This window comes from Marinobacter sp., from assembly GCF_046484525.1.
In the GTDB taxonomy this organism is placed as follows: domain Bacteria; phylum Pseudomonadota; class Gammaproteobacteria; order Pseudomonadales; family Oleiphilaceae; genus Marinobacter.
This window is the reverse complement of record NZ_JAWOIS010000058.1, coordinates 56,947-77,518: the sequence shown is the minus strand read 5'-3', so window position 1 is coordinate 77,518 and position 20,572 is coordinate 56,947. Positions and strand designations below refer to the sequence as shown.

Genomic DNA, 20,572 nt, shown 5'->3' with positions numbered 1-20,572 from the left:
CTTACTTTACCGAGAAGACTGGGCGGAAGCCGTCTGGTGCCAGTGTCGAAGCCGCGTCAAACTCGTCGTAGTTTTCCTGTGTTACCACATAGAGCTCAGGACCGACGTGCTTGAGATAATCCTTGCCTTCCAGTATCCGAACGGCCTGGTCGACAGCGATGCGCCCCTGAATGACGGTGGAATCGGTTGGTGCAGCAAGAATCTGGCCACGGGCGATACCCCGATCAACACCCGGAGCATAATAGTAGGACACTACCTTTACTTTATCTGCCAGCCCCCTTGAGCGGAGGATTGGAATAGCCGCTTCTGCTGTGACCGCAGTACCGACAATGTAGTCAAGATCGGGATAGGTCTGGAGAGTATCCTCGACGAGCCTGGCCTGGGCTTCCTTGCCGGTGTCGCCGTATTTCGTTTCTACCATCTCGATCGCCGAACCCTCTACCGCGCCCAGGAAGCCGGCATTCCCCGCTTCGACCCAACCGGCACCGGCGGGACCCGGGAACCAGGCGACTTTCGCTGACTCACCACCTGCAGGATGCAGGTCAGCCAGGAACTCACCGGCCTTGGCGCCCATTTCGCCAAAGGATACCAACGACTTGGCCGAGAGCTGATCGGACGACATTCCGTTGATAACGTCGATGACCGGGATACCGTTCTCACTGATCTCAGCGACCAGGTTGTTAAGCCCGTCATAGGCGATGGCGCCGATAATAACGGCATCAGCACCTGCGGAAACGCAATCCTCGATCTGCGAGATTTGAGTGTTGAGGTTCGTGTAGCCACCCGCGTCAGTCACAGTGGCTGCCACACCGAGCCTTTTGGCCTCTTCGGTGATGCCGTAATTGACGCCAAGCCAGTAGGCATCCTTCATGTGGGGAAAAGAAACGCAGAGATTCCATTTCTGCGAGGCTTCGGCGAGTGGTTCGTAATCTGTTTTGCTGCGTGGGCTATCCATGTTGAAGGGGGGAGTCCAGACTTCGACAGGATACGGGTACCAATTTTCGGCCATTGCGCTGCTGGAAAAGGCAATCGTCATTGCCACGGTCGCAGTTGATGCGCTGAGAAATTTTTTCATTATTGTTTCTCCTGATGTGAAAGGAGCTCTGCTGCCCCAACGCCAATCCCCTCTGGAAAGACGATAAAACAACCATAAAATGAGACAGCAAATTTGTATAATACGATTTTCAATATCCCAATATCTGTTAAAACGATATACTGATTGGAGAACTTCCGCGGCGAGTTCGCGCATGGCTTGGTAGTCCGCGCGCCACCGAAGCAGTTATAGGACATTGATTTAAAAGTAGATTAGTTATGAAAGAGGCACCATGATGAGGGCAGCTTTATAAGCACACCGCAATCAGACTTTATTTTTCAATCTTTTAAATGAATAGTTGTTATAAATTTTATGAATACACCTACGATCCGTCAGATCCGTTACTTCATTGCAGTCGCGAACTTGGGACAGATTTCACGCGCAGCTCTCGAACTGAATGTTTCCCAATCTGCAGTGACAACGGCAGTAAAACAGCTTGAGGAAATCGTCGGCACCCCGCTCCTCGCGAGACATGCCGGGGGAGTGGCCCTGACCTATGAGGGCAATATCTTTTGCGATCACGCCCGACGAATAATGGCTGTGGTGGAGGAGGCAGTCAGATCTCCACGCCGCTTGCGTGATGACGTTAAGGGCACTCTTCGTTTAGCAATGACATACACGGTCGCTGGCTACTATATTCCAACCTATATCGAGCGGTTCCTTCGTGTATTTCCCCACGTGGACCTTCAGTTGACTGAATCTTCGCGAACCGCGATCGAAGATGGGCTTGCATCAGGTGAATTTGATCTCGCAGTGATGTTGACCTCTAATATCGTCGATCAGGAGGGAATATCCTACGAAACGCTGCTGCAATCACGCCGCAGGCTATGGTTGTCGGCGAACCACCCCCTTCTCGAACTGCCATCGATCTCCCTGGCCGATGTTGCTGCCCAGCCCTACATCATGCTGACGGTCGACGAAGCCAGTAACACGGCGCAGCGCTACTGGAATCGCACGAACTATCGCCCACATACAATTTTCAGAACGAGTTCAGTTGAAGCCGTGCGTTCAATGGTTGCTAGCGGCATGGGCGTGACGATTCTGTCTGACATGGTCTATCGGCCATGGTCGCTCGACGGCCGCCGCGTCGAGGCCACCTCACTGGCCGACCGGATACCGACAATGGATGTCGGTCTTGCCTGGGCCACCAATGTTGAGCAGAACACGGCCGTTTCTGCTTTTCGGGAATTTATGCATGTTGGTGAAGAGCCAGATATGCGTTGAACGCATCATCGATCGTTTATACGTTTTCACTAGCCATAATCACTGCCAGGCCCTTGTCAGCCTCGCTAAAAAGCCAGTGACCTGGTCCCCTGAAAGTCGCTTTATGCCATCACCCTCCAGTTGCCCAGAACCGGCCATGTCTTTATCATGCCGCTGACAGTTCCAATGAATGCCTGATGCCCTTTTCTCACGAGCTAAGCATTCAACACCACACACAATCCCAGTCGACAGGGGAGTCCCGGCAAAACCTCCGGGGCTGAGAGTGCCTTCGGCAGACCCTGGAACCTGATCCGGATCATTCCGGCGGAGGAAGCGCGACATGATGATGACCCACTTGGCCGCCATTGTGGCGGCATTGTGCCTGTTCGGTTGGCTGGGCATACGTGCCCGCAAAACAGCCAACGGCATTGACGACTACATGACTGCCCGCAACAGTCAGGGCGCCACCACCATTGGCCTTTCCTTTCTGGCTTCGGGCATGGGCGCCTGGATCCTCTTTGCGCCACCTGAAGTGGGCGCGTTGGTTGGCCCGGTGGCACTGGCCGGCTACGCCCTGGGGGCGGCATTGCCTTTTATCGTATTCGCCATGCTCGGGCCCGTCATTCGCCGGCAGATGCCCCAAGGGCGAAGCATCAGCGAGTTTGCCGAAAGACGCTTCGGTAAAGGTATGCGCCGCTGGGTCTCATTAATCTCGGTTTTGTACATGTCGTGCTTTCTGGCCGCGGAGCTCACCGCCATTGGTGCGATCACCGGACTGCTGTCTGACCTCAATGGTCAGATCGTCATTATTGGCGTCGCAGTCACGACGCTGGTCTACACCACCTGGGGTGGATTACGGGCCAGTCTGGCCACTGATCGATGGCAGGCATTGCTGTTAATGGCGCTGCTGGCTGCGGTGCTTTTCGTGGATTGGAAACACCTGCCTGCCGTGTCGGAAACGGCCCAATTGCCCGGCATTCCCTTCTGGAGCGCCGTCAGTGTCGCCCTTACCCTGGTGCTCGCGGTAACCGCGGCCAATCTCTTTCACCAGGGCTACTGGCAACGGGTCTGGGCCGCACGGGACAGCGCCTCACTGTGGAAAGGCGCCCTCCTCGGCGGCTGCACCACCATCGTTGTGGTTGCGATCGTGGGTGGCCTCGGAATGAGCGCTGCCATGGCCGGGCTTGAACTGGGGCACCCACCCATTCCGTTTTTTGCCCTGATAAATGAAGCACCGCAATGGTTGGGCGCGGTCGCGTTGGTATTGGCCGTCACTCTGGTGGCATCTTCAGTGGATACCCTCCAGAACGGCATTGCCTCGCTGGCAGTCGCTGAAAAAGCGGGCCTGACACTCACCGGCGCTCGCTGGGTAACGGTAGTCCTGATGGTGCCGGTTGTGGTGATAGCCTTGCAGGGCGCGTCGGTTCTGCGGCTGTTCCTGATTGCCGATCTGCTGTGCGCAACGGCCATCATTCCCATTCTGATGGGGCTCTGGCCCCGGGTAACAACGACCGCTGCCTTGAGTGGAGTGCTGGCCGGAGTGGTCGGGGCGATTCTGCCGGGCTGGATCATGAGTGGCAGTTTCAGTGAGGCTCTCCAGATCGCCAGTTTCCCCGGTGGGGTGCCGACACTCGCGCCGTTTGCCGGGGCAATCGTGGCTTCGGGTGGGGTTACGTTGCTGCTAACGACGGCGCAGCGCCGCCATTCAGCTTAACTTCAAAGCCGCAGCGAGACCCGACAAGTCCTGTCAGCGCCGCTGGCAGCCTTCACTGAATCTTTTTGCATTGAAGGCATGCAGGCGCCCGATTGATTCACCTGTTGATTGTTATTGGCACCCATCATGCGTTATACACGACCCGTCCCAGTTCACTGATATCGTAACCACCCAGCGCCTCAGCACGCTGGATGAAGCGTTCACTACCGGCAAATGCCAGCAGACGCTGCATGGCCGGCTCAAAGTAATGACGCCGACGCATCGCCAGATCGAAATGTTCCTGCTGCAGAGGAATAAAAGCCAACCCCTGACGCCGCGCCGCAGCTTCGATTCCCACACCCACATCCGCTTCACCCTGGCGAATCGCCAAAGCGAGGTCGTCCTCACTGAGCGACGGGTGAGCGGCCCATGTAAGGGAGCTGGCATCAATACGGTGCCGAGCGAGCAAGCTCTGCAGCAAATGACTGACACCAGCATCGGGCTGGCGATGTGCAAGGCGTATACCGGGGCGGGCAATATCCTCAAGTCCCGCAAGTTGATGAGGGTTATCGGCGGCCAGAAGAAGCCCCTGCTGGCGTTTTGCCCAACGAATCAGCACCAGATCACGCATCCCGCTCAGCCCCAACGTGGCAGGGTCGTTGTAACGTCCGCCTTCAGCATGCCAGATATGCATCCCCGCGAGCATTGCACGCCCGTCGATGAGTCTCTGTACGCCATCGCCACTGCCCTGACACAGCAACGCCAGCTCCGCACTGCTCTCCTTCACCGCCCACTCCAACAGCGGATCCTGGCTGCCCACAAGGACCGGCGGCGTTGGAGAACTGACGGCGTCATCACCCTCCAAATGATTCATCAACCACAGATCGATACGCTGGCGCGGAAACAAAAGCTTTCCGGTCACCCGCACACAAGGAATCACGCCCTGGCTGACCAGATCGTAGATTTTGCGCTCTTTCAGGCGCAGATACTCGGCGGCTTCGGCCGTGGTGAGGTAAGCGGGAAGGGGCACCGGTCTCTCCTGCTGTCCGGAAAAGCACAAGACTGTTTTTTGCTGCATATTTTTCAGCATGCTGTGCAAAGCGTAGCCAGAAACGCCACGATGCTCAATAAAAAGGAGACGCAGCAGTGGAAAATAATGCGTTCTATGTCGCGCTATCCCTACTATTAAACCTCGACGCTTCGCTGTTTCAGATCGTGGCCCTTTCGCTGCAGGTTTCGCTTCTGGCGGTACTGATTGCCGCGTTGCTGGGGTTTCCCCTCGGTGCGGCGGTAGCGTTGTGGCATTTCCCCGGGCGAGGCGGGGTGATTGTTGCGCTCAACGCCCTTATGGGACTGCCTCCTGTGGTGGCCGGGCTCATGGTGTACTTATTGCTCTCGCGCGCCGGGCCATTGGGTGAGTGGGGGCTTCTGTTTACACCGGGTGCCATGGTCATTGCACAGGTGGTGCTGATATTACCGATTCTGGCCGCGCTCTCGCGCCAGAAGGTAGAAGAACTGTTGGGAGAGTATCGCGAGCAGTTTATGTCACTGGGCATGTCACGGGGACGCATGATGCCCACCCTGCTGTGGGACGCCCGCTTTGCGCTATTGACGGTTCTGCTCGCCGGATTTGGCCGCGCCAGTGCCGAAGTGGGCGCGGTGATGATGGTAGGCGGCAACATTGACGGGGTCACCCGGGTTATGACGACAGCGATTGTGCTGGAAACCGGTAAGGGCAATCTGCCCCTGGCGCTGGGATTGGGCATAGTGCTGCTGACATTGGTCATGCTGATTAACGCAGGCGCCTATATGGTGGGTGAACGGACCAGAAGGAGGACAGGATGACCTCGTTGAACGCTCCACTCCTCGCCTCGTCTGCCCTTCTTTCTCCGCCGTCCCTGTCCTTTCATGACGTCGTCTACAGCCATGAGGAAAAGGTACTTCTGGGACCCTGTTCATTCACCCTGGAGAGCATCGGTCCTACCTTGGTGATGGGGCCTAACGGCGCGGGCAAAAGTCTTTTGCTGAGGTTGGCTCACGGTTTGATTCTACCCACTCAAGGAAGGGTGGCATGGTCAAGTGAAGGCCGCCCCCGCCAGGCGATGGTGTTCCAGCAACCGGTGCTCTTGCGCCGCTCCGCCGTCGCCAACCTCATTCACGCGCTGGCTGTGAACAACATTCCGATCAGGGGGCGGTCGAAGCTCGCGTTTGACGCGCTTGAGCGTTTTGGTCTGACCGCCTGCGCCAATACGCCTGCGCGCGTGCTTTCCGGTGGCCAGCAACAGCGCCTGGCACTGGCGCGCGCCTGGGTACTTTCTCCCCAGGTGCTGTTCCTGGATGAACCCACCTCCGCGCTCGACCCGGCAGCGATCAAAGCCGTAGAGGCGGCGGTGCGCGAGTTTCATCAGCGCGGAACGCGTATCGTGATGACCACCCACGATATCCATCAGGCCAGGCGCCTGGCCGGCGATGTCCTGTTTCTCTCTGGCGGAAAGGTTCGCGAACACACCCCTGCTGAAGCGTTTTTTGACGGGCCCGTCTCTCGAGAGGCGCAAGCGTTTGTTGCCGGGGAACTGATCGAGTAGAGGAGAAAACAAAATGAAAAAGACCTTGAACCTGATCCTCGCGGGGGTGACCACCATGGGCCTGGCGTTCAGTGCCTACGCCCAAGACTACATCACACTGGCCTCGACAACCTCGACCGAAAACTCCGGGCTGTTCGACGCCATTTTACCGAAATTCGAAGACGCCACCGGCATCGAAGTACGGGTGGTAGCAGTGGGCACCGGGCAGGCGTTTGAAATCGCCCGCCGCGGCGACGCCGACAGCCTTCTGGTACACGACAGCCTCGGTGAACAGCGCTTTGTCGAAAACGGCTACGCCAGCGAGCGAGCCGATGTAATGTACAACGACTTCGTGGCGATTGGCCCGGCTGATGATCCGGCGAATATCCGTGACGCGCAAAGTGCCGCCGAAGCATTTGCGGCAATCGCCAATGCCAAGGCTCCCTTCACCTCACGTGGTGATGACAGTGGAACCAATCGCGCCGAATTGCGCCTTTGGGAAGACGCCGGCGTCGAGCCCGATGGCGAGTGGTACCGCGAACTCGGCAGCGGCATGGGACCAGCACTCAACACCGCCGCCGCCATGGATGCATACGTGATGTCGGATCGCGCTACCTGGGTCGCATTCGGAAACCGTCAAAACCTGACGCTGCTTTTCGAAGGTGACGAAGTGCTTTTCAACCAGTACGGTAGCCTGCTGCTCTCCGAAGAGAAGCATCCGCACCTCAAGCACGATCTGGCCAAGCAGTGGCACAACTGGCTGATCTCCGGGGATGGCCAACAAGCGATTGCCGACTTCAAGGTGGACGGACAACAGTTGTTTTTCCCGAATGCCAAATAGGCTAATCTCTGACAATATCCGTAACTATTCCAGGCTGCGGCGTGCATGAAACGGCTGTAACAAAAATGACGATTGATCCCCTACTTCCCGATCCCAAGGATCCTCGACTGTCCCGCGCGGTTGGGGGTGTTGATGAAACCGGTCAACCGAAGTCGATCAGTGTGATCGAAGAGCGCCCCCTGACCATCTACCTGAACAGCCAGGAAATCGTCACCGCCATGACCATTGGCGATCACCCGGAGTACCTGGCACTGGGCTTTCTTCTGAATCAGGGCATGCTGAAGGAGACCGATCAGGTCACCAGGATCGACTACGACGAAGAGCTGGAAGTCGCTGTGGTCCGCACTGCGGGTGTCACGGATGTCGAGAACAAGCTGGAAAAGAAAACCCGGACCTCCGGCTGCGCGGTGGGGACAGTCTTCGGTGACATGATGGCGGGACTTGAAGGGTTATCCCTACCGGATACTCCGGTGCACACCAGCACCTTCTACGATCTCTCCTACCAGGTCAACCACACGCCCAGCCTGTATATGGAAACCGGCGCCATTCATGGCACGGCCCTTTGCCAAGGTCGGGAAATCCTGGCCTATATGGAAGATGTCGGGCGCCACAACGCCGTCGACAAGATCGCAGGCTGGATGCACCAGAACAACATTTCTGCGGCCGACAAAGTCCTCTACACCACAGGCCGTTTGACCTCCGAAATGGTGATCAAGACCTCCCTGATGGGGATCCCGACCCTGATCAGCCGATCCGGTTTCACCGCCTGGGGCGTCGACATTGCCCGGCAGGTCGGATTGACGCTGATCGGGCGAATGCGAGGCAAGAAATTCACCTGCCTCAGCGGCCAGCACCGTCTGGTGTTCGATCAGGACCTGTCGCAGGTTCCCGATGAAGACAAGAAAATGCGTCGAAAAGGGGCAGAGCATGACTGAATGCGCCGTGATTCTGGCCGGCGGCCAGGCAAACCGCATGGGCGGTGGTGATAAAGGCCGGTTGATGTTGGGCGACCGGTCATTGATCCAGCGTGTCATCGATCGAATCACGCCGCAGGTGGACGCCGTGGTGTTGAATGCCAACGGGGACCTGAGCCGTTTCGAGGATCTGGAGTTGCCCGTGGTCGCCGACTCGGTCCCCGGCTATGCCGGCCCCTTGGCGGGCGTGCTGGCGGGGATGGATTGGGCTGCCGAACAAGGCCATGAATGGCTGATCAGTGTCGCCGCAGATACTCCGTCCTTCCCCCTCGATCTGGTCGAACGATTATCCGAATTCAATACTCCAGTGGTTTTGGCGGCGACACCGGACCCGGAGCGTGGCCGGGTACCTCAACCGACCTTTGGCCGTTGGCAGGTTGCGTTGCGGCATGATCTGAGAGCCGCCCTGAACGACGGTGTGCGTAAGATCCGCCAGTGGACACAAGCCCAGGGCGAGACGCTGGTGATTTTTGATGAGGGTGACTTTTTCAACATCAACACGCCGGAAGATCTGGCCTGGGCGGAGCAGCATCTGAAGTGAACGTTATAGGCATCGTAGGCTGGAAAAATTCAGGGAAAACCACTCTGGCCAGCGCAGTGATTCGTGAATTATCCAGCAGGGGATTAACCGTCAACTCGATCAAGCATGCCCATCACATGGTGGATGTGGACCAGCCCGGAACCGACAGCTACAAGCACCGTGACGCCGGTGCCCGTGAGGTCATCCTGGCGGGCGGTCAGCGCTTCGCTATCATGCACGAGCTCCGGGGAGCCAAGGAGCCGACGCTGGATGAATTGCTGGCCCGATTGGGTCCCTGCGACTGGGTGGTGGTCGAGGGATTCAAGACCCATCCACACCCCAAGATTGAAGTGCATCGGCAGGCATCATCCCGTGCCCCCCTTTACCGGGAAGACGCCAATATCATTGCCGTAGCGACGGACTATACTCCTGATTTTTGGGGCCCCTGCTTCGATCTGGGTGACGTATCCGGGATTGTCGATTTCATTCTGAGTCAGAGAGAGTCACGGACGGAGAAATCATGAACCAGCTTCGTAACGACTGTTTTGCTCTGCCCCCCGGAGTGAACTGGACGCCGGTGGAAGAGGCCCTGGAGCGTTTGCATTCACGTTTGCATCCAGTGGTCGGCGTGGATCGTGCTATCCCATTGTCGCAGCTGAACGGCCGAATACTGGCGAGCGATGTGTATGCGCCCCGGGCCCACCCCCCAAGCAGCAATTCCGCGGTTGATGGCTATGCGTTTGCAGGCCCGCTGACGCAAGTACCTTGTACCATGCCGCTGGTTGACGGCCGCAGTGCCGCCGGTGAACCCTACACGGGGCACGTGCCCGAGGGTCACGCGATCCGGATCCTCACCGGCGCAGTGATGCCGGCTGGTACGGACACGGTGGTCCTGGAAGAGGATTGCGAGGTGGTCGATGACCAGCTCCATCTGAACGGCACGCTAAAAGCGGGCGCCAATCGGCGTATGGCTGGAGAGGACATTCAGGCCCGGGACCGGATACTGACGGCGGGCATCCGCCTGACCCCTACCCAGATTTCTGTCCTTGCCAGTGTGGGTGTCGAGGCGGTCGATGTCTATCAGCGGCTTCGTGTCGGCGTCCTGTCCACGGGTGACGAAGTGAAACCCGTCGGCTCCCCTGTCACCGGCTGGCAGATTTATGACGCCAACCGCCCGATGCTGAGCGCACTGGTGACACAGCTGGGCTACGAACTGGTCGACCTGGGCCATGCGCTGGACCGGGCCGAAGAGGTGAAAGCGGCACTGGAGCGTGGTGCTGACCAATGCGATCTGATCCTCACCAGTGGTGGTGTTTCCGCAGGGGACGAGGATCACGTGTCGAAAACCCTGAAAGCCCATGGCGAGATCACCAACTGGCGCATCGCGATCAAGCCGGGGCGCCCGCTGGCGCTGGCCATGTTCAAAGGCACGCCCGTGGTGGGTCTGCCGGGCAATCCGGTTGCCGCCTGGGTCTGTGCGCTGCGCTTTGGCGCACCGGCAATGGCGCTACTGGCAGGGGGTGCCTGGTTCGAACCCCAGGGCTATCTCGTACCTGCCAACTTTTCCAAGAACAAGAAGCCGGGGCGCAGCGAGATGTTGCGCGCCCGGGTCCGTGATGGGAAGGTCGAGGTTTTCGGATCTGAAGGCTCGGGGAGGGTCACTGGTCTGGCCTGGTCCGAGGGTCTGGTGGATCTGGACGAGGGCGCACGGCAGATAGAGCCGGGAACCCCGGTGCGGTTCATGCCCTATGGTAGCTTCGGGCTGTAATCACTCATAACTGCCGTGCACGGCAAAGGCCTCCAGCGAGGCATCTTGCGGGGCCCGGGAACGGTAGGTTTCCTCGACACCCAGCTCGGTCAGACTGCGGCTGACCATCAGCAGGGTGTTGTCCTCGAAGTCCTCACACATGCTGCGCATCTGATCGATTTCTTCGCAGGCGACGGGATAGGCCGCGTCGATATCCGGCGCGCCATAGTGTTCGACAAAGGTTTGCGCAAGGGTCAGGCGTAGCTGCTCCAGTTCGGCTTCGGTGATGTCACAGACACCCACAAAACTGGCACGGCCACCGGACTCTATGCTGTACCAGCCGTTGCTGAAGGCCTGACGGGCCTTGCCTTTCAGATCCGCTTCGGTCCAGTTGGAAAATTCGAACCCGCCCGAGATGGCCCACTCACCGCTCGGGGCCGGCTTTTCGAACACATTGTCATCGGATACATCCAGTCGCAGGGTTCGTGCCAGTTTCATACATGCTCCGCAAATTCAATCAGGCTCACTGTCTTGGTCATAACCCCCTCACGCAACAGCATCCGGCCTTTCTCATCGAGCCCGACAAAGAGCCCGGACGTCGGATAGTCGATCATCTTGCCCAGAGTGTCACAGCGTGGCCGCCACTCGTTGTGTACACACTCGAACCCGCTGTCCATGAAGTAGGTCAGCCACAACAAAGTGTGTTTTGACCAACTCTCCAGTAGGCCCATGGGGGTGATCTCGATGCATCCTTCCTCATGCAGACAGGTCTGGTTCGGGATTTCACCGGGCTCGTCAGTCGCATGGGTAAAAGGCACATCAATGCCGATGACCAACCAGTTGGGATGCGCTTTTGGATCCGACACATCCGCAGCAAAACGAACGCTCCCGCAAACCGCGCCATTGACCTTGATGCGATCGGGCCACTGAAAATGCACGGGCACTTCCGGCGGGGCCAGCGCCCCAAGACTCTCAGCCAGCCCCAACTGGGCCACATAGACGGCCTGAATCGCATCCTCCAGGGGTGTTTCCGGCGCCAGCACCAGCGCAGCATGCAGGGTGTCGACTGCCTCGGAGTAAAAAATCGTGCCTGAGTCGACCCCGGCGATGGCCCGGCTGACGGCCTTGTCAAAAGGATCCGTGTGTCTGGGCACCACTTCGCCCGTGAGCAACGGCGGAAACTGGGGTGACTGAATCATCGGATAGCCCGGGCGTAGAGGTCAGAGGCGATAATTTCATCGGCAATGCGCTGGAAAGCCCTCGCCTGCGGGCTATCCGGCTTCGACACCACGATCGGGACCCCGCCATCAGACCCGACCCGGATATCCAGGTCCAGCGGAATCTCACCGAGGAAGGGTGCGCCGAGTTTTTCTGCCTCAGTACGGGCACCGCCGGATCCAAACGGATGGTGCTCCTTGCCACAACCGTCACAGACAAATGACGCCATGTTCTCGATCAAGCCAAAGAGCGGAACATCCATCCGGTTGAACATATCGATGCCCTTGCGCGCGTCCATCAGGGCAATGTCCTGGGGCGTTGAGACCACAATGGCGCCGGCAACAAAGAACTTTTGACTGAGGGTCATCTGCACGTCACCGGTGCCCGGGGGAAGATCCACCAGCAGCACGTCCAGCCGACCCCAATCTACCTGGTTCATCATTTGTTGCAGGGCACCCATCAGCATGGGCCCGCGCCAGACGATGGCTTCGTCATCCGGGGCCATCAAACCAAGGGACATCAGGGTCACGCCATGATTACGCAGCGGCAGGATGGTATGGCCGTCGGGGCTGGACGGGCGACCTGAAACACCCAGCATACGAGGCTGGCTGGGGCCGTAGACGTCAGCATCCAACAGCCCCACTTTCAGGCCTTTCGAGGCCAGCGCGACCGCCAGATTCGACGCCACTGTGGACTTGCCCACGCCACCCTTGCCCGAGGCAATGGCAATAATGCGGTCAACTCCCTTCGGGTTCTTGTCCTGTGGCCGGGGCGCGTCGGTACCAATCAGGTTGTCTTTTCCTACTTCGGTGTATTGAACCATGTTGCATCCTGTCCGGTTGTCAGTTGTCCCGATAGTCGTCACTGGTGCGGACCCGCGGACGTTCGCCCCCTGCCATGGGCGCGTTATCCCCGTGGTACTGGGCCTTTACCCGACAGTCGTCACACATCTTGATCAGCTGGACATTATCGGATTTGGTGTACATCCAGTGCTGGTTCTCCAGCTTTTCGACGATCCGGTTAATGGTGCTGGCGACACCAAAGGGCTTGCCACACTGGATGCATTCGAAGGGTTCCTCACCATGCAAGGCCCGGGCACTCAGCGCGTCCTTTGACAAATCCAGCTGGGGCTTCAGGGTGATCGCTGTCTCGGGGCAGGTGCTCTGGCAGATGCCACACTGGACACAGGCATTTTCGGTGAATTGAACCTCGGGACGGTCGGGATGGTCACCAAGGGCACCGGTGGGACACAGAGACACACAGGCAAGACACAACGTGCATTTGTCCGAATCGATCTCGATTGCGCCGTAAGGTGCGCCGACTGGCAGAGGAATCGGCGACTCGATGTTTTCCGCCATTGCACTGGCGGTAACCCTCGTGATGTCACGGCGGCCACCAACGAGCAGAACCGGCTCACTTACCCGCCCGGCGTTGTCGCCAGCGGCACAGAGTTCGATGGCTTCAATCACCCGGACCCGGCTGGGAGCGTTCCGGGTGCCCTTGAGCATGGCCTGGGCCAACTCAACTTCCGCAGCAACCGCCCGGCGGTCAATCTCGTTGTCTGCCAGGATCAGAACTTCCGCGTAGCCTGCTCCGAATGCAGCCATGATCTCGGCATGGCCGATCCGATCCACATGCTCCAGCCCCAGCGGAATCAGATCGTCTGCCAGCCCGTCGTCATATCGAGCCAGGTAAGCAATGGCCTCAGCCCCGGCGCCCAACGTGTGAAATACCAGCCGCGGGGCTTCGTGGACATGCTCGCGATAGACCCGGGCCATGACCTCCAGGTTTCGGGTAATGGCTTCAAAAGAGGTCTCGGTCATGGTCACGGCTGATGTGGGGCAAACCGCCGCACAGGACCCGCAGCCGGCACATATATCCGAATCGATCTGTATGTGATCGCCGGCAGAGAAAATGGCCTCGGTGGAGCAAACGTCCAGACAGCGGGTGCAACCGGTCTTGCTTGCCCGGGAATGGGCACACAGGGATTCCTCCAAACGAAAATACACGGTCTTCTCGAACTCACCGACCCGTTCCCTGGCCGTCAATGCGATACGCTCCAGCTCTCCGGTTTTGGCCGGGTCGGCCCAGAAGTAACCGTTGCGCTTCTGATGACTGGGAAACGCCGGCCCGACACCTCGCAGGTCGATAAACACGTCGCACTCGCTGCGGGCAGTGTCTTTGACCTCCCCGTATCCGGGGGCGCCGCGTCCGGCGGGGTTCAACATTTGCAACCCGGCAAACTCCAGCTTGAAATTGCCCAACGCACCAGAGGCGGCCGTCAAGTTGCCCCTGGCCACGTCGTAACCGGCGGAGGGCAGCTGTATCGGCCCGGAATCAGTGACGATGCAGGTGACGCCCAGATCATCCCGTACCAGTTCAGCCATACGAATGGCCGGGTCGGTGGGGCCGATAATGCAACACACGCCGCTGGATCGAATGGTTTTCACGGGGGCCATGGGCGCCGGTAATTGGGCGGCGGCCATCAGCGCGGCCTGCTTGGCATGCAGGCGCTTCGGGTCTGCGTGCGGCGCGCTCCAACCTGCACGGTCCCGGATATCGATGGCGCTCAGGGGCGCGCAATGCTGGATCTCAGCCTGTATGTCTTCGCCCAAACGCGCGAACAGCGCCGCTTGCTGGCCACAGGCAATGAGCACGTCGCTACTGCCACTAAGGTGTTCGGCGGCAGTTTTCATCTCATTGCCGCACAGTTGATCCACCACGATTACCTGCTCAGCTGCCGCGGCCGTCTGCAGCGCCTTTGGGTCAAAGGACTGTGTCTTATCACAGGTGCATAACAGTAGGGTCTTGGATGCCGTCATCAGGAACTGACTCTTTCGTTGTTGTTATACGTATCACTCTCTTGCTTTGAGCATGCCACAGCCATTTATTTTTAGACAATTGGATAATTGTTTGGGTCCTGCTAGCTTTAAGCTATAACAAAAAGAGAAATGCCATGAGTAGTCGAACCGATAACTGGAAACGCGAATTACAGGTTGGCGCCGTCGTTCGACGGTCCCCGGGCGTAACCCGGTGGGCGAAGGACACCTGGAAGCCTGTTGCGGTCATCCCCGGGGCACCGGACGCTTTCTGGAAGGAACTGGTGCGCGACGGAGATGTGGTCGATTACCACGCAGGAACGGTAACCATGGAGCTGTTTCGCGCCGATGTCGAAGGTTACCTCGTATCCCTGAACATGATCGTTCCCTCGGTCTGGGTCGTCATGGATAGGGACCAGACCCGTCGGTCCCCTTCAGGATGGGCAATCAGCGCCATTACCGCCAGTGCCCATGAGGCGCTGGATTCTCTGGATAGTGGTGAGAGCATCGTCGAGCCTGTTCCCATTCCAGAGTCCCTTGCGGCCTGGATCAAGGAATTCATCGACATGCACTACATCGAGGAGCCTTTCAAAAAACGCCGTCGTGACGAAGTCCGTGTTGACGCTGTCGAGGACGGCAAAGGCGATCCACGGATTCGTCAGGAAACCGACGTTTACCGTGCACCTTCCAACATCAAGAAACCAAGGGTGCAGTGATGGCTGAGTCACGTCTACAGCGTTGGTCGCGCAGAAAAGCCGAAGCTGGCAAACAGGCCGAGCCTCTCCCTCCTTCAAGTATTGAACCCGAGCCTTCACCCGAAGAGCGGGAACTCGCCCTGAATGAAACCTTGTCGGAACGTGAGGTGCTTGAGAAGTACGGCTTGCCAGATCCGGATACCATCGAGTTGGGCGCGGACGTTACAGGATTTATGCGAAAGGAGATTCCTGAACTGTTGCGCCGCAAAGCCCTGCGCGCGCTTTGGAAGAGCAATCCTGTGTTGGCGGTGCTGGATGGCCTCAATGACTACGATGAAGATTACACGGACGCGGCTTTTGCAACGAAAAGCGTGAACACCTTCTATAAAGTGGGTCAGGGGTTTATCGAGAAAAAGGCCGATGACGGGGAACAGGAAGAAATTCCAGTCGAGAAACGGGCCGATGCCCCCGAGGCGATCGCTCCTGCTCCCGAAAAGCCGGACCTTGCCAGCGTCGATAGTGAACCGGAACCCCCGGGCGAACCCTCGACGACGCCCCACCCTGACGAGTCGGTGTCTACCGAAGCCGAGGTGGAACCGGAGCCACGCTATCGTCCGAGAATGCGATTTGAACCCTAGCGAACAAAAGCACTGTTGCACCGAGTATTAGTTCGGACTATAACTTAAAATTAACTAAACAAAAGTCGAATAACAAAAGTCGAACAACAATTCGAAGGAACAAGACTTGGCTGATACCGCAGAACTTCAATGCCCCCGATCGATCACTGAAGAAGACCGCGCCCGGGCTCAAATCTATCAACTACTGGCTGTCTTGCTGGGCCGGCCGCCGTCGAGTGAGTTGCTCCAGGGACTGGCAACCTTGAAGGGTGACGACACCCCCCTGGGCTCCGCCTACCGGAATCTGGCTGCTCTTGCCGAACGCACCGCGCCGAGTGACGCCGAACGGGAATTCAATAACCTCTTTGTGGGACTCGGCCGGGGCGAGCTGCTGCCGTACGCCAGCTATTACCTCACCGGTTTTCTGAACGAGAAACCCCTTGCGGATTTGCGTACCGATCTGAAGGCCAGAGGCATCAAAGCCAGCAATAACGTCAAGGAACCGGAAGATCATATCAGCACGCTGTGTGAAATCATGGCGGGCATCATTACCGGCGAGTTCGCGTGTGACAGCAATCTGCCGTCGCAGAAAGCCTTTTTCGAGGCCCACATGGCGAAGTGGGCGGAGTTGTTTTTTACAGATTTGGAAGAAGCGCAAAGCGCTGTCTTCTACGCGCCTTTAGGCTCGCTGGGGCGGGCTTTCATGGCCGTGGAGGCGGATGCCTTTGCAATTCAATAACCGGGATCTGGTCGATCCCATAACCCAGGTGGAGGAGTCCGATGGACAATCCGAAGCGTGAAAACAGCCGCCGCCGTTTCCTGCAAATGGCAGCTGCTGCAGCTCCGGCTGCCGTTGCAATGGCAGTTGCACCGAACGCCGCAGCCGAGGTCGTCAAAAAAGACGCTCCGAAAAGCCGCGGTCTGCGTGACACGGAGCACACACGTAAGTATTTCGAATCGGCTCGCTTTTAAGGAAGCGTGAATCTTTCAAGGTTGCGTGATGCTCTTGGATGATCACACCTCCATAAAAACGAGAATAAAAAGAGAGAGGTAAGTGACATGTTACGGAAGAAGACCAACGGGGTAGCGAAAGGCCCCCGTGCGGGATCTTTGCTTTCATCCCTCGCTGCCAGGACTATGGACCGCCGTGGCTTTTTGGCGGCCTCCGGTGTGACAGTGGGCGGCCTGGCGGCTTTGTCGTTAACGTCCGGGCGGGTCGAAGCTGCGACCCCTTCGACCGAAGGCGGGGAAACCGTTCTCAAAAAGTCCGTGTGCACCCACTGCTCAGTGGGCTGCACGGTCGAGGCCGAAGTACAGAACGGCGTCTGGACTGGCCAGGAGCCGGGATGGGACAGCCCCTTCAACATGGGCGCTCACTGTGCCAAAGGCGCTTCGGTGCGCGAGCATGCCCACGGCGAGCGTCGTCTCAAGTCCCCTATGAAATTGGTCGACGGCCAGTGGCAGAAGATCCCCTGGGAGCAGGCGATCAATGAAATCGGCGACAAGATGCTACAGATCCGCGATGAGAGCGGACCCGATTCGGTGTATTGGCTCGGCAGTGCGAAATTCAACAACGAACAGGCGTATCTGTTCCGCAAATTTGCTGCCTACTGGGGCACCAACAACGTCGACCACCAGGCCCGGATCTGCCACTCGACAACCGTGGCTGGCGTAGCCAACACCTGGGGCTACGGTGCGATGACCAACTCGTACAACGATATTCACAACTCCAAGGCGATCTTCCTGATCGGGGGCAATCCCGCGGAAGCCCACCCCGTGTCGCTGTTGCACATTCTTAAAGCCAAGGAAGAAAACAACGCGCCGCTCATTGTTTGCGACCCGCGATTCACGCGTACCGCGGCCCATGCTGATGAGTTTGTGCGGTTCCGGCCAGGTTCAGACGTTGCGCTGGTCTGGGGCATTCTCTGGCATATCTTCGAGAACGGCTGGGAAGACAAGGAATTTATCCAAACCCGGGTGTGGGGAATGGACGACATCCGCGAAGAGGTGAAACGCTGGAATCCGGAAGAGGTCGAGCGTGTTACCGGTGCGCCGGGCGCACAGCTTGAGCGTGTTGCTCGTACCCTGGTCAATAACCGCCCGGGCACTGTGATCTGGTGCATGGGGGGCACCCAGCACCACAATGGCAACAACAACACCCGCGCATACTGCATTCTGCAGCTGGCATTGGGCAACATGGGGGTTTCCGGCGGCGGCACCAACATCTTCCGTGGCCACGACAACGTTCAGGGCGCTACCGATCTGGGCGTTCTGGCGGACACCCTGCCCGGCTACTACGGCCTGAGTGCTGGCGCCTGGGCCCACTGGGCACGGGTCTGGGAGGAAGACCTGGACTGGCTGAAAGGCCGGTTTGCCGTGTGGGACAAGAACGGCAAGTCCAGGGCCATGATGAACGAGAAGGGCATTCCCGTATCTCGCTGGATCGATGGTGTCCTGGAAGCCAAGGAAAACCTCGAGCAGCCCGATAACACCCGGGCAATGGTTCTGTGGGGTCACGCGCCCAACTCACAGACCCGTATGCTCGAAATGAAGGAGGCCATGGAAAAGCTGGACCTGCTGGTCGTGGTGGATCCCTTCCCGACCGTGTCAGCGGTACTGCACGATCGTAAAGAAGGTGCTTACCTGCTTCCAACAACCACACAGTTCGAGACTTATGGCTCGGTTACGGCTTCAAACCGTTCACTCCAGTGGCGTGAAAAGGTCATCGAGCCGCTGTTCGACTCCAAGGTCGACCACGAAATCATGAAGCTGTTTGCAGACAAATTCGGTTTCACCGATCGCATGTTCCGCAACATTGCTCTTGAAGGCGACGAGCCGTCGATTGAGGACATCACGCGCGAATTCAATCGTGGCATGTGGACCATCGGCTATACTGGTCAATCACCTGAGCGCCTCAAGAAACACATGAAGTATCAGCATCACTTCGACAAGACCACGCTTCGAGCAAATGGTGGCCCCTGCGATGGCGATATCTACGGTCTGCCATGGCCCTCCTGGGGAACAGCGGAGATGAACCATCCGGGAACACCCAACCTGTACGACATGTCGTTGCCGGTGTCCAAGGGCGGCCTCACCTTCCGCGCCCGTTTCGGTGTCGAGCGCGATGGCGAAAACCTGCTTGCTGAAGGCGTCTACTCGAAGGACTCCGAGATCAAGGACGGCTACCCGGAATTCACCATGCAGATGCTGATGGATCTGGGCTGGGATGGCGATCTTACGGCCGAGGAACGTGCCAGTATTGATGCGGTTGCAGGCCCGGAGACCAACTGGAAGACCGACCTGTCAGGCGGTATCCAGCGTGTCGCCATCAAGCACGAGTGTGCACCCTTTGGTAACGCCAAAGCGCGCGCTGTGGTCTGGAACTTCCCGGATCCGGTGCCGCTACATCGTGAGCCGCTCTATACCTCGCGTCGAGACCTGGTCAAAGACTACCCGACTTATGAGGACAAGACCTTCTGGCGTGTGCCGACCCTGTACGAGTCCATCCAGAAGAACGACTTCAGCAAGGACTTCCCCATCATTCTGACCTCCGGCCGTCTGGTTGAGTACGAAGGTGGTGGTGACGAGACCCGTTCAAACCCCTGGCTGGCGGAGCTTCAGCAGGAGATGTTCATCGAGGTGAATCCGCGCGATGCGAACAACCTGAACATCCGGGACGGCAATGACGTCTGGGTGTCTGGCCCGGAGGGCGGGCGCATCAAAGTCAAGGCATTGGTGACGGAACGCGTTGGCGAGGGCGTAGCCTTCATGCCGTTCCACTTCGGCGGAGAGCTGGAAGGTAAGAGCCTGAGGGACAAGTATCCCGAGGGCGCTGATCCAATTGTCCTGGGTGAATCCACCAACGTTGTTCAAACATACGGGTATGACTCGGTCACTCAGATGCAAGAGACCAAAGCCACCCTGTGTTCGATCATGCCGGCATAACGAGAGGTGTAGACCATGGCACTTGAAGGACAAGCACGCGCAAAATTCCTTTGCGACGCCGAGCGCTGCATCGAATGTAATGCCTGCGTAACGGCCTGTAAGAATGAACATGAGGTCCCCTGGGGTATCAACCGTCGACGCGTGGTGACCATCGAAGATGGCACACCGGGTGAGCGTTCGATTTCGGTCGCTTGCATGCACTGCTCAGACGCGCCCTGTATGGCCGTATGTCCGGTAGACTGCTTCTACCAGACCGAAGACGGCATCGTGTTGCACTCCAAGGATCTGTGTATCGGTTGCGGGTATTGTTTTTATGCCTGCCCCTTCGGTGCGCCTCAGTTCCCCCAGGCGGGTAACTTTGGCAGCCGGGGCAAGATGGACAAATGCACTTTCTGTGCTGGCGGTCCCGAGGAAGACAACTCCACAGCCGAATTCTCCAAGTACGGACGCAACCGTATTGCAGAGGGCAAATTGCCGCTCTGTGCGGAGATGTGCTCAACCAAAGCCCTGTTGGCCGGTGACGGCAATGAGGTGGCGGACATCTATCGCCAGCGTGTAGTGAACCGCGGTTTCGGTTCAGGCGCCTGGGGATGGGGCACAGCCTACGAGAAGAAGGGTGCGTAAACTGACCTGAGTGTTCCGG

Annotated in this window: 21 protein-coding genes and 1 riboswitch; of the genes, 15 read left to right on the top strand and 6 right to left on the bottom strand. The window is 58.3% G+C overall.

The annotated features are described in order from the left end of the window. Position 1: 1 nt before the first annotated feature. A complete protein-coding gene (torT, locus tag R6W86_RS12565) occupies positions 2 to 1,075 on the bottom strand; it encodes a TMAO reductase system periplasmic protein TorT (RefSeq protein ID WP_410329710.1) in 1,074 nt (357 codons plus the stop codon). 330 nt (positions 1,076 to 1,405) lie between these two features. On the opposite strand from torT, the gene R6W86_RS12560 reads away from it, so the two are divergent. Continuing rightward, positions 1,406 to 2,317, top strand: a complete 912-nt coding sequence (locus tag R6W86_RS12560) for a LysR family transcriptional regulator (RefSeq protein WP_410329708.1) — start codon at positions 1,406 to 1,408, stop codon at positions 2,315 to 2,317. A gap of 219 nt (positions 2,318 to 2,536) precedes the next feature. After that, a riboswitch (TPP riboswitch) is annotated at positions 2,537 to 2,647 on the top strand. Next, positions 2,637 to 4,010: a sodium:solute symporter family transporter gene (locus R6W86_RS12555; RefSeq protein WP_410329707.1), complete on the top strand. Its 1,374-nt coding sequence runs from the start codon at positions 2,637 to 2,639 to the stop codon at positions 4,008 to 4,010. Its footprint overlaps the riboswitch before it by 11 nt. Before the next feature lie 124 nt (positions 4,011 to 4,134). On the opposite strand, the gene R6W86_RS12550 is transcribed toward R6W86_RS12555, so the two are convergent. Continuing rightward, positions 4,135 to 5,019, bottom strand: a complete 885-nt coding sequence (locus R6W86_RS12550) for a substrate-binding domain-containing protein (protein ID WP_410329706.1) — start codon at positions 5,017 to 5,019, stop codon at positions 4,135 to 4,137. A 116-nt stretch (positions 5,020 to 5,135) separates the two neighbouring features. Between R6W86_RS12550 and R6W86_RS12545 the strand changes: the two genes are divergently transcribed. The 7 genes from R6W86_RS12545 to R6W86_RS12515 all read left to right on the top strand — a co-directional run bounded on the left by R6W86_RS12545 (position 5,136) and on the right by R6W86_RS12515 (position 10,656). Then, on the top strand, positions 5,136 to 5,834 hold the full coding sequence (locus R6W86_RS12545; RefSeq protein ID WP_410329705.1) for an ABC transporter permease: 699 nt from the start codon (positions 5,136 to 5,138) through the stop codon (positions 5,832 to 5,834). Then, positions 5,831 to 6,574: an ATP-binding cassette domain-containing protein gene (locus tag R6W86_RS12540; RefSeq protein ID WP_410329704.1), complete on the top strand. Its 744-nt coding sequence runs from the start codon at positions 5,831 to 5,833 to the stop codon at positions 6,572 to 6,574. The genes R6W86_RS12545 and R6W86_RS12540 overlap by 4 nt, the downstream gene beginning before the upstream one ends. 13 nt (positions 6,575 to 6,587) lie before the next feature. After that, positions 6,588 to 7,394 carry a substrate-binding domain-containing protein gene (locus R6W86_RS12535; protein ID WP_410329703.1) on the top strand — a complete coding sequence of 269 codons (807 nt, stop codon included), beginning with the start codon at positions 6,588 to 6,590 and terminating at the stop codon, positions 7,392 to 7,394. A gap of 65 nt (positions 7,395 to 7,459) precedes the next feature. Continuing rightward, a complete protein-coding gene (locus R6W86_RS12530; protein ID WP_410329701.1) occupies positions 7,460 to 8,329 on the top strand; it encodes a formate dehydrogenase accessory sulfurtransferase FdhD in 870 nt (289 codons plus the stop codon). After that, positions 8,322 to 8,909: a molybdenum cofactor guanylyltransferase MobA gene (gene mobA / locus R6W86_RS12525; RefSeq protein ID WP_410329699.1), complete on the top strand. Its 588-nt coding sequence runs from the start codon at positions 8,322 to 8,324 to the stop codon at positions 8,907 to 8,909. Before R6W86_RS12530 ends, mobA begins: the two co-directional genes overlap by 8 nt. After that, the gene (gene mobB, locus R6W86_RS12520; protein WP_410329697.1) at positions 8,906 to 9,412 is read left to right on the top strand and encodes a molybdopterin-guanine dinucleotide biosynthesis protein B; all 507 of its coding nucleotides are present in this window, start codon (positions 8,906 to 8,908) and stop codon (positions 9,410 to 9,412) included. The genes mobA and mobB overlap by 4 nt, the downstream gene beginning before the upstream one ends. After that, positions 9,409 to 10,656: a molybdopterin-binding protein gene (locus R6W86_RS12515; RefSeq protein WP_410329696.1), complete on the top strand. Its 1,248-nt coding sequence runs from the start codon at positions 9,409 to 9,411 to the stop codon at positions 10,654 to 10,656. The genes mobB and R6W86_RS12515 overlap by 4 nt, the downstream gene beginning before the upstream one ends. Here R6W86_RS12515 and R6W86_RS12510 read toward each other — a convergent pair whose 3' ends face one another. From R6W86_RS12510 to R6W86_RS12495, 4 genes are read right to left on the bottom strand one after another with little or no spacing between them, the layout of a single operon-like run. Beyond that, a complete protein-coding gene (locus tag R6W86_RS12510; RefSeq protein ID WP_410329695.1) occupies positions 10,657 to 11,133 on the bottom strand; it encodes a DUF6505 family protein in 477 nt (158 codons plus the stop codon). Beyond that, entirely contained in the window at positions 11,130 to 11,834 is a 705-nt protein-coding gene (locus R6W86_RS12505; RefSeq protein ID WP_410329694.1) for a biotin/lipoate--protein ligase family protein, read from the bottom strand. The genes R6W86_RS12510 and R6W86_RS12505 overlap by 4 nt, the downstream gene beginning before the upstream one ends. Then, positions 11,831 to 12,676, bottom strand: a complete 846-nt coding sequence (locus tag R6W86_RS12500) for an Mrp/NBP35 family ATP-binding protein (RefSeq protein ID WP_410329693.1) — start codon at positions 12,674 to 12,676, stop codon at positions 11,831 to 11,833. Before R6W86_RS12500 ends, R6W86_RS12505 begins: the two co-directional genes overlap by 4 nt. Before the next feature lie 19 nt (positions 12,677 to 12,695). Then, positions 12,696 to 14,675, bottom strand: coding sequence for a 4Fe-4S binding protein (locus R6W86_RS12495; RefSeq protein WP_410329692.1), 1,980 nt, complete (start codon positions 14,673 to 14,675; stop codon positions 12,696 to 12,698). Between the two features lie 134 nt (positions 14,676 to 14,809). On the opposite strand from R6W86_RS12495, the gene R6W86_RS12490 reads away from it, so the two are divergent. The 6 genes from R6W86_RS12490 (at position 14,810) to fdh3B (ending at position 20,553) form a co-directional block, all read left to right on the top strand. After that, positions 14,810 to 15,388 (top strand): DUF3305 domain-containing protein, encoded by a 579-nt coding sequence (locus R6W86_RS12490; RefSeq protein ID WP_410329691.1) that lies wholly within the window; start codon positions 14,810 to 14,812, stop codon positions 15,386 to 15,388. Next, complete coding sequence (locus tag R6W86_RS12485) at positions 15,388 to 16,005, top strand: DUF3306 domain-containing protein (protein WP_410329690.1); 618 nt, start codon at positions 15,388 to 15,390, stop codon at positions 16,003 to 16,005. The genes R6W86_RS12490 and R6W86_RS12485 overlap by 1 nt, the downstream gene beginning before the upstream one ends. Before the next feature lie 106 nt (positions 16,006 to 16,111). Beyond that, on the top strand, positions 16,112 to 16,723 hold the full coding sequence (locus tag R6W86_RS12480; RefSeq protein WP_410329689.1) for a molecular chaperone: 612 nt from the start codon (positions 16,112 to 16,114) through the stop codon (positions 16,721 to 16,723). 41 nt (positions 16,724 to 16,764) lie between these two features. Next, on the top strand, positions 16,765 to 16,956 hold the full coding sequence (locus R6W86_RS12475; RefSeq protein ID WP_410329688.1) for a twin-arginine translocation signal domain-containing protein: 192 nt from the start codon (positions 16,765 to 16,767) through the stop codon (positions 16,954 to 16,956). Positions 16,957 to 17,043: 87 nt separating this feature from the next. Then, entirely contained in the window at positions 17,044 to 19,929 is a 2,886-nt protein-coding gene (locus R6W86_RS12470; protein ID WP_410329687.1) for a formate dehydrogenase subunit alpha, read from the top strand. A 15-nt stretch (positions 19,930 to 19,944) separates the two neighbouring features. Next, positions 19,945 to 20,553: a formate dehydrogenase FDH3 subunit beta gene (gene fdh3B / locus R6W86_RS12465; RefSeq protein WP_343814161.1), complete on the top strand. Its 609-nt coding sequence runs from the start codon at positions 19,945 to 19,947 to the stop codon at positions 20,551 to 20,553. Positions 20,554 to 20,572: the final 19 nt, after the last annotated feature.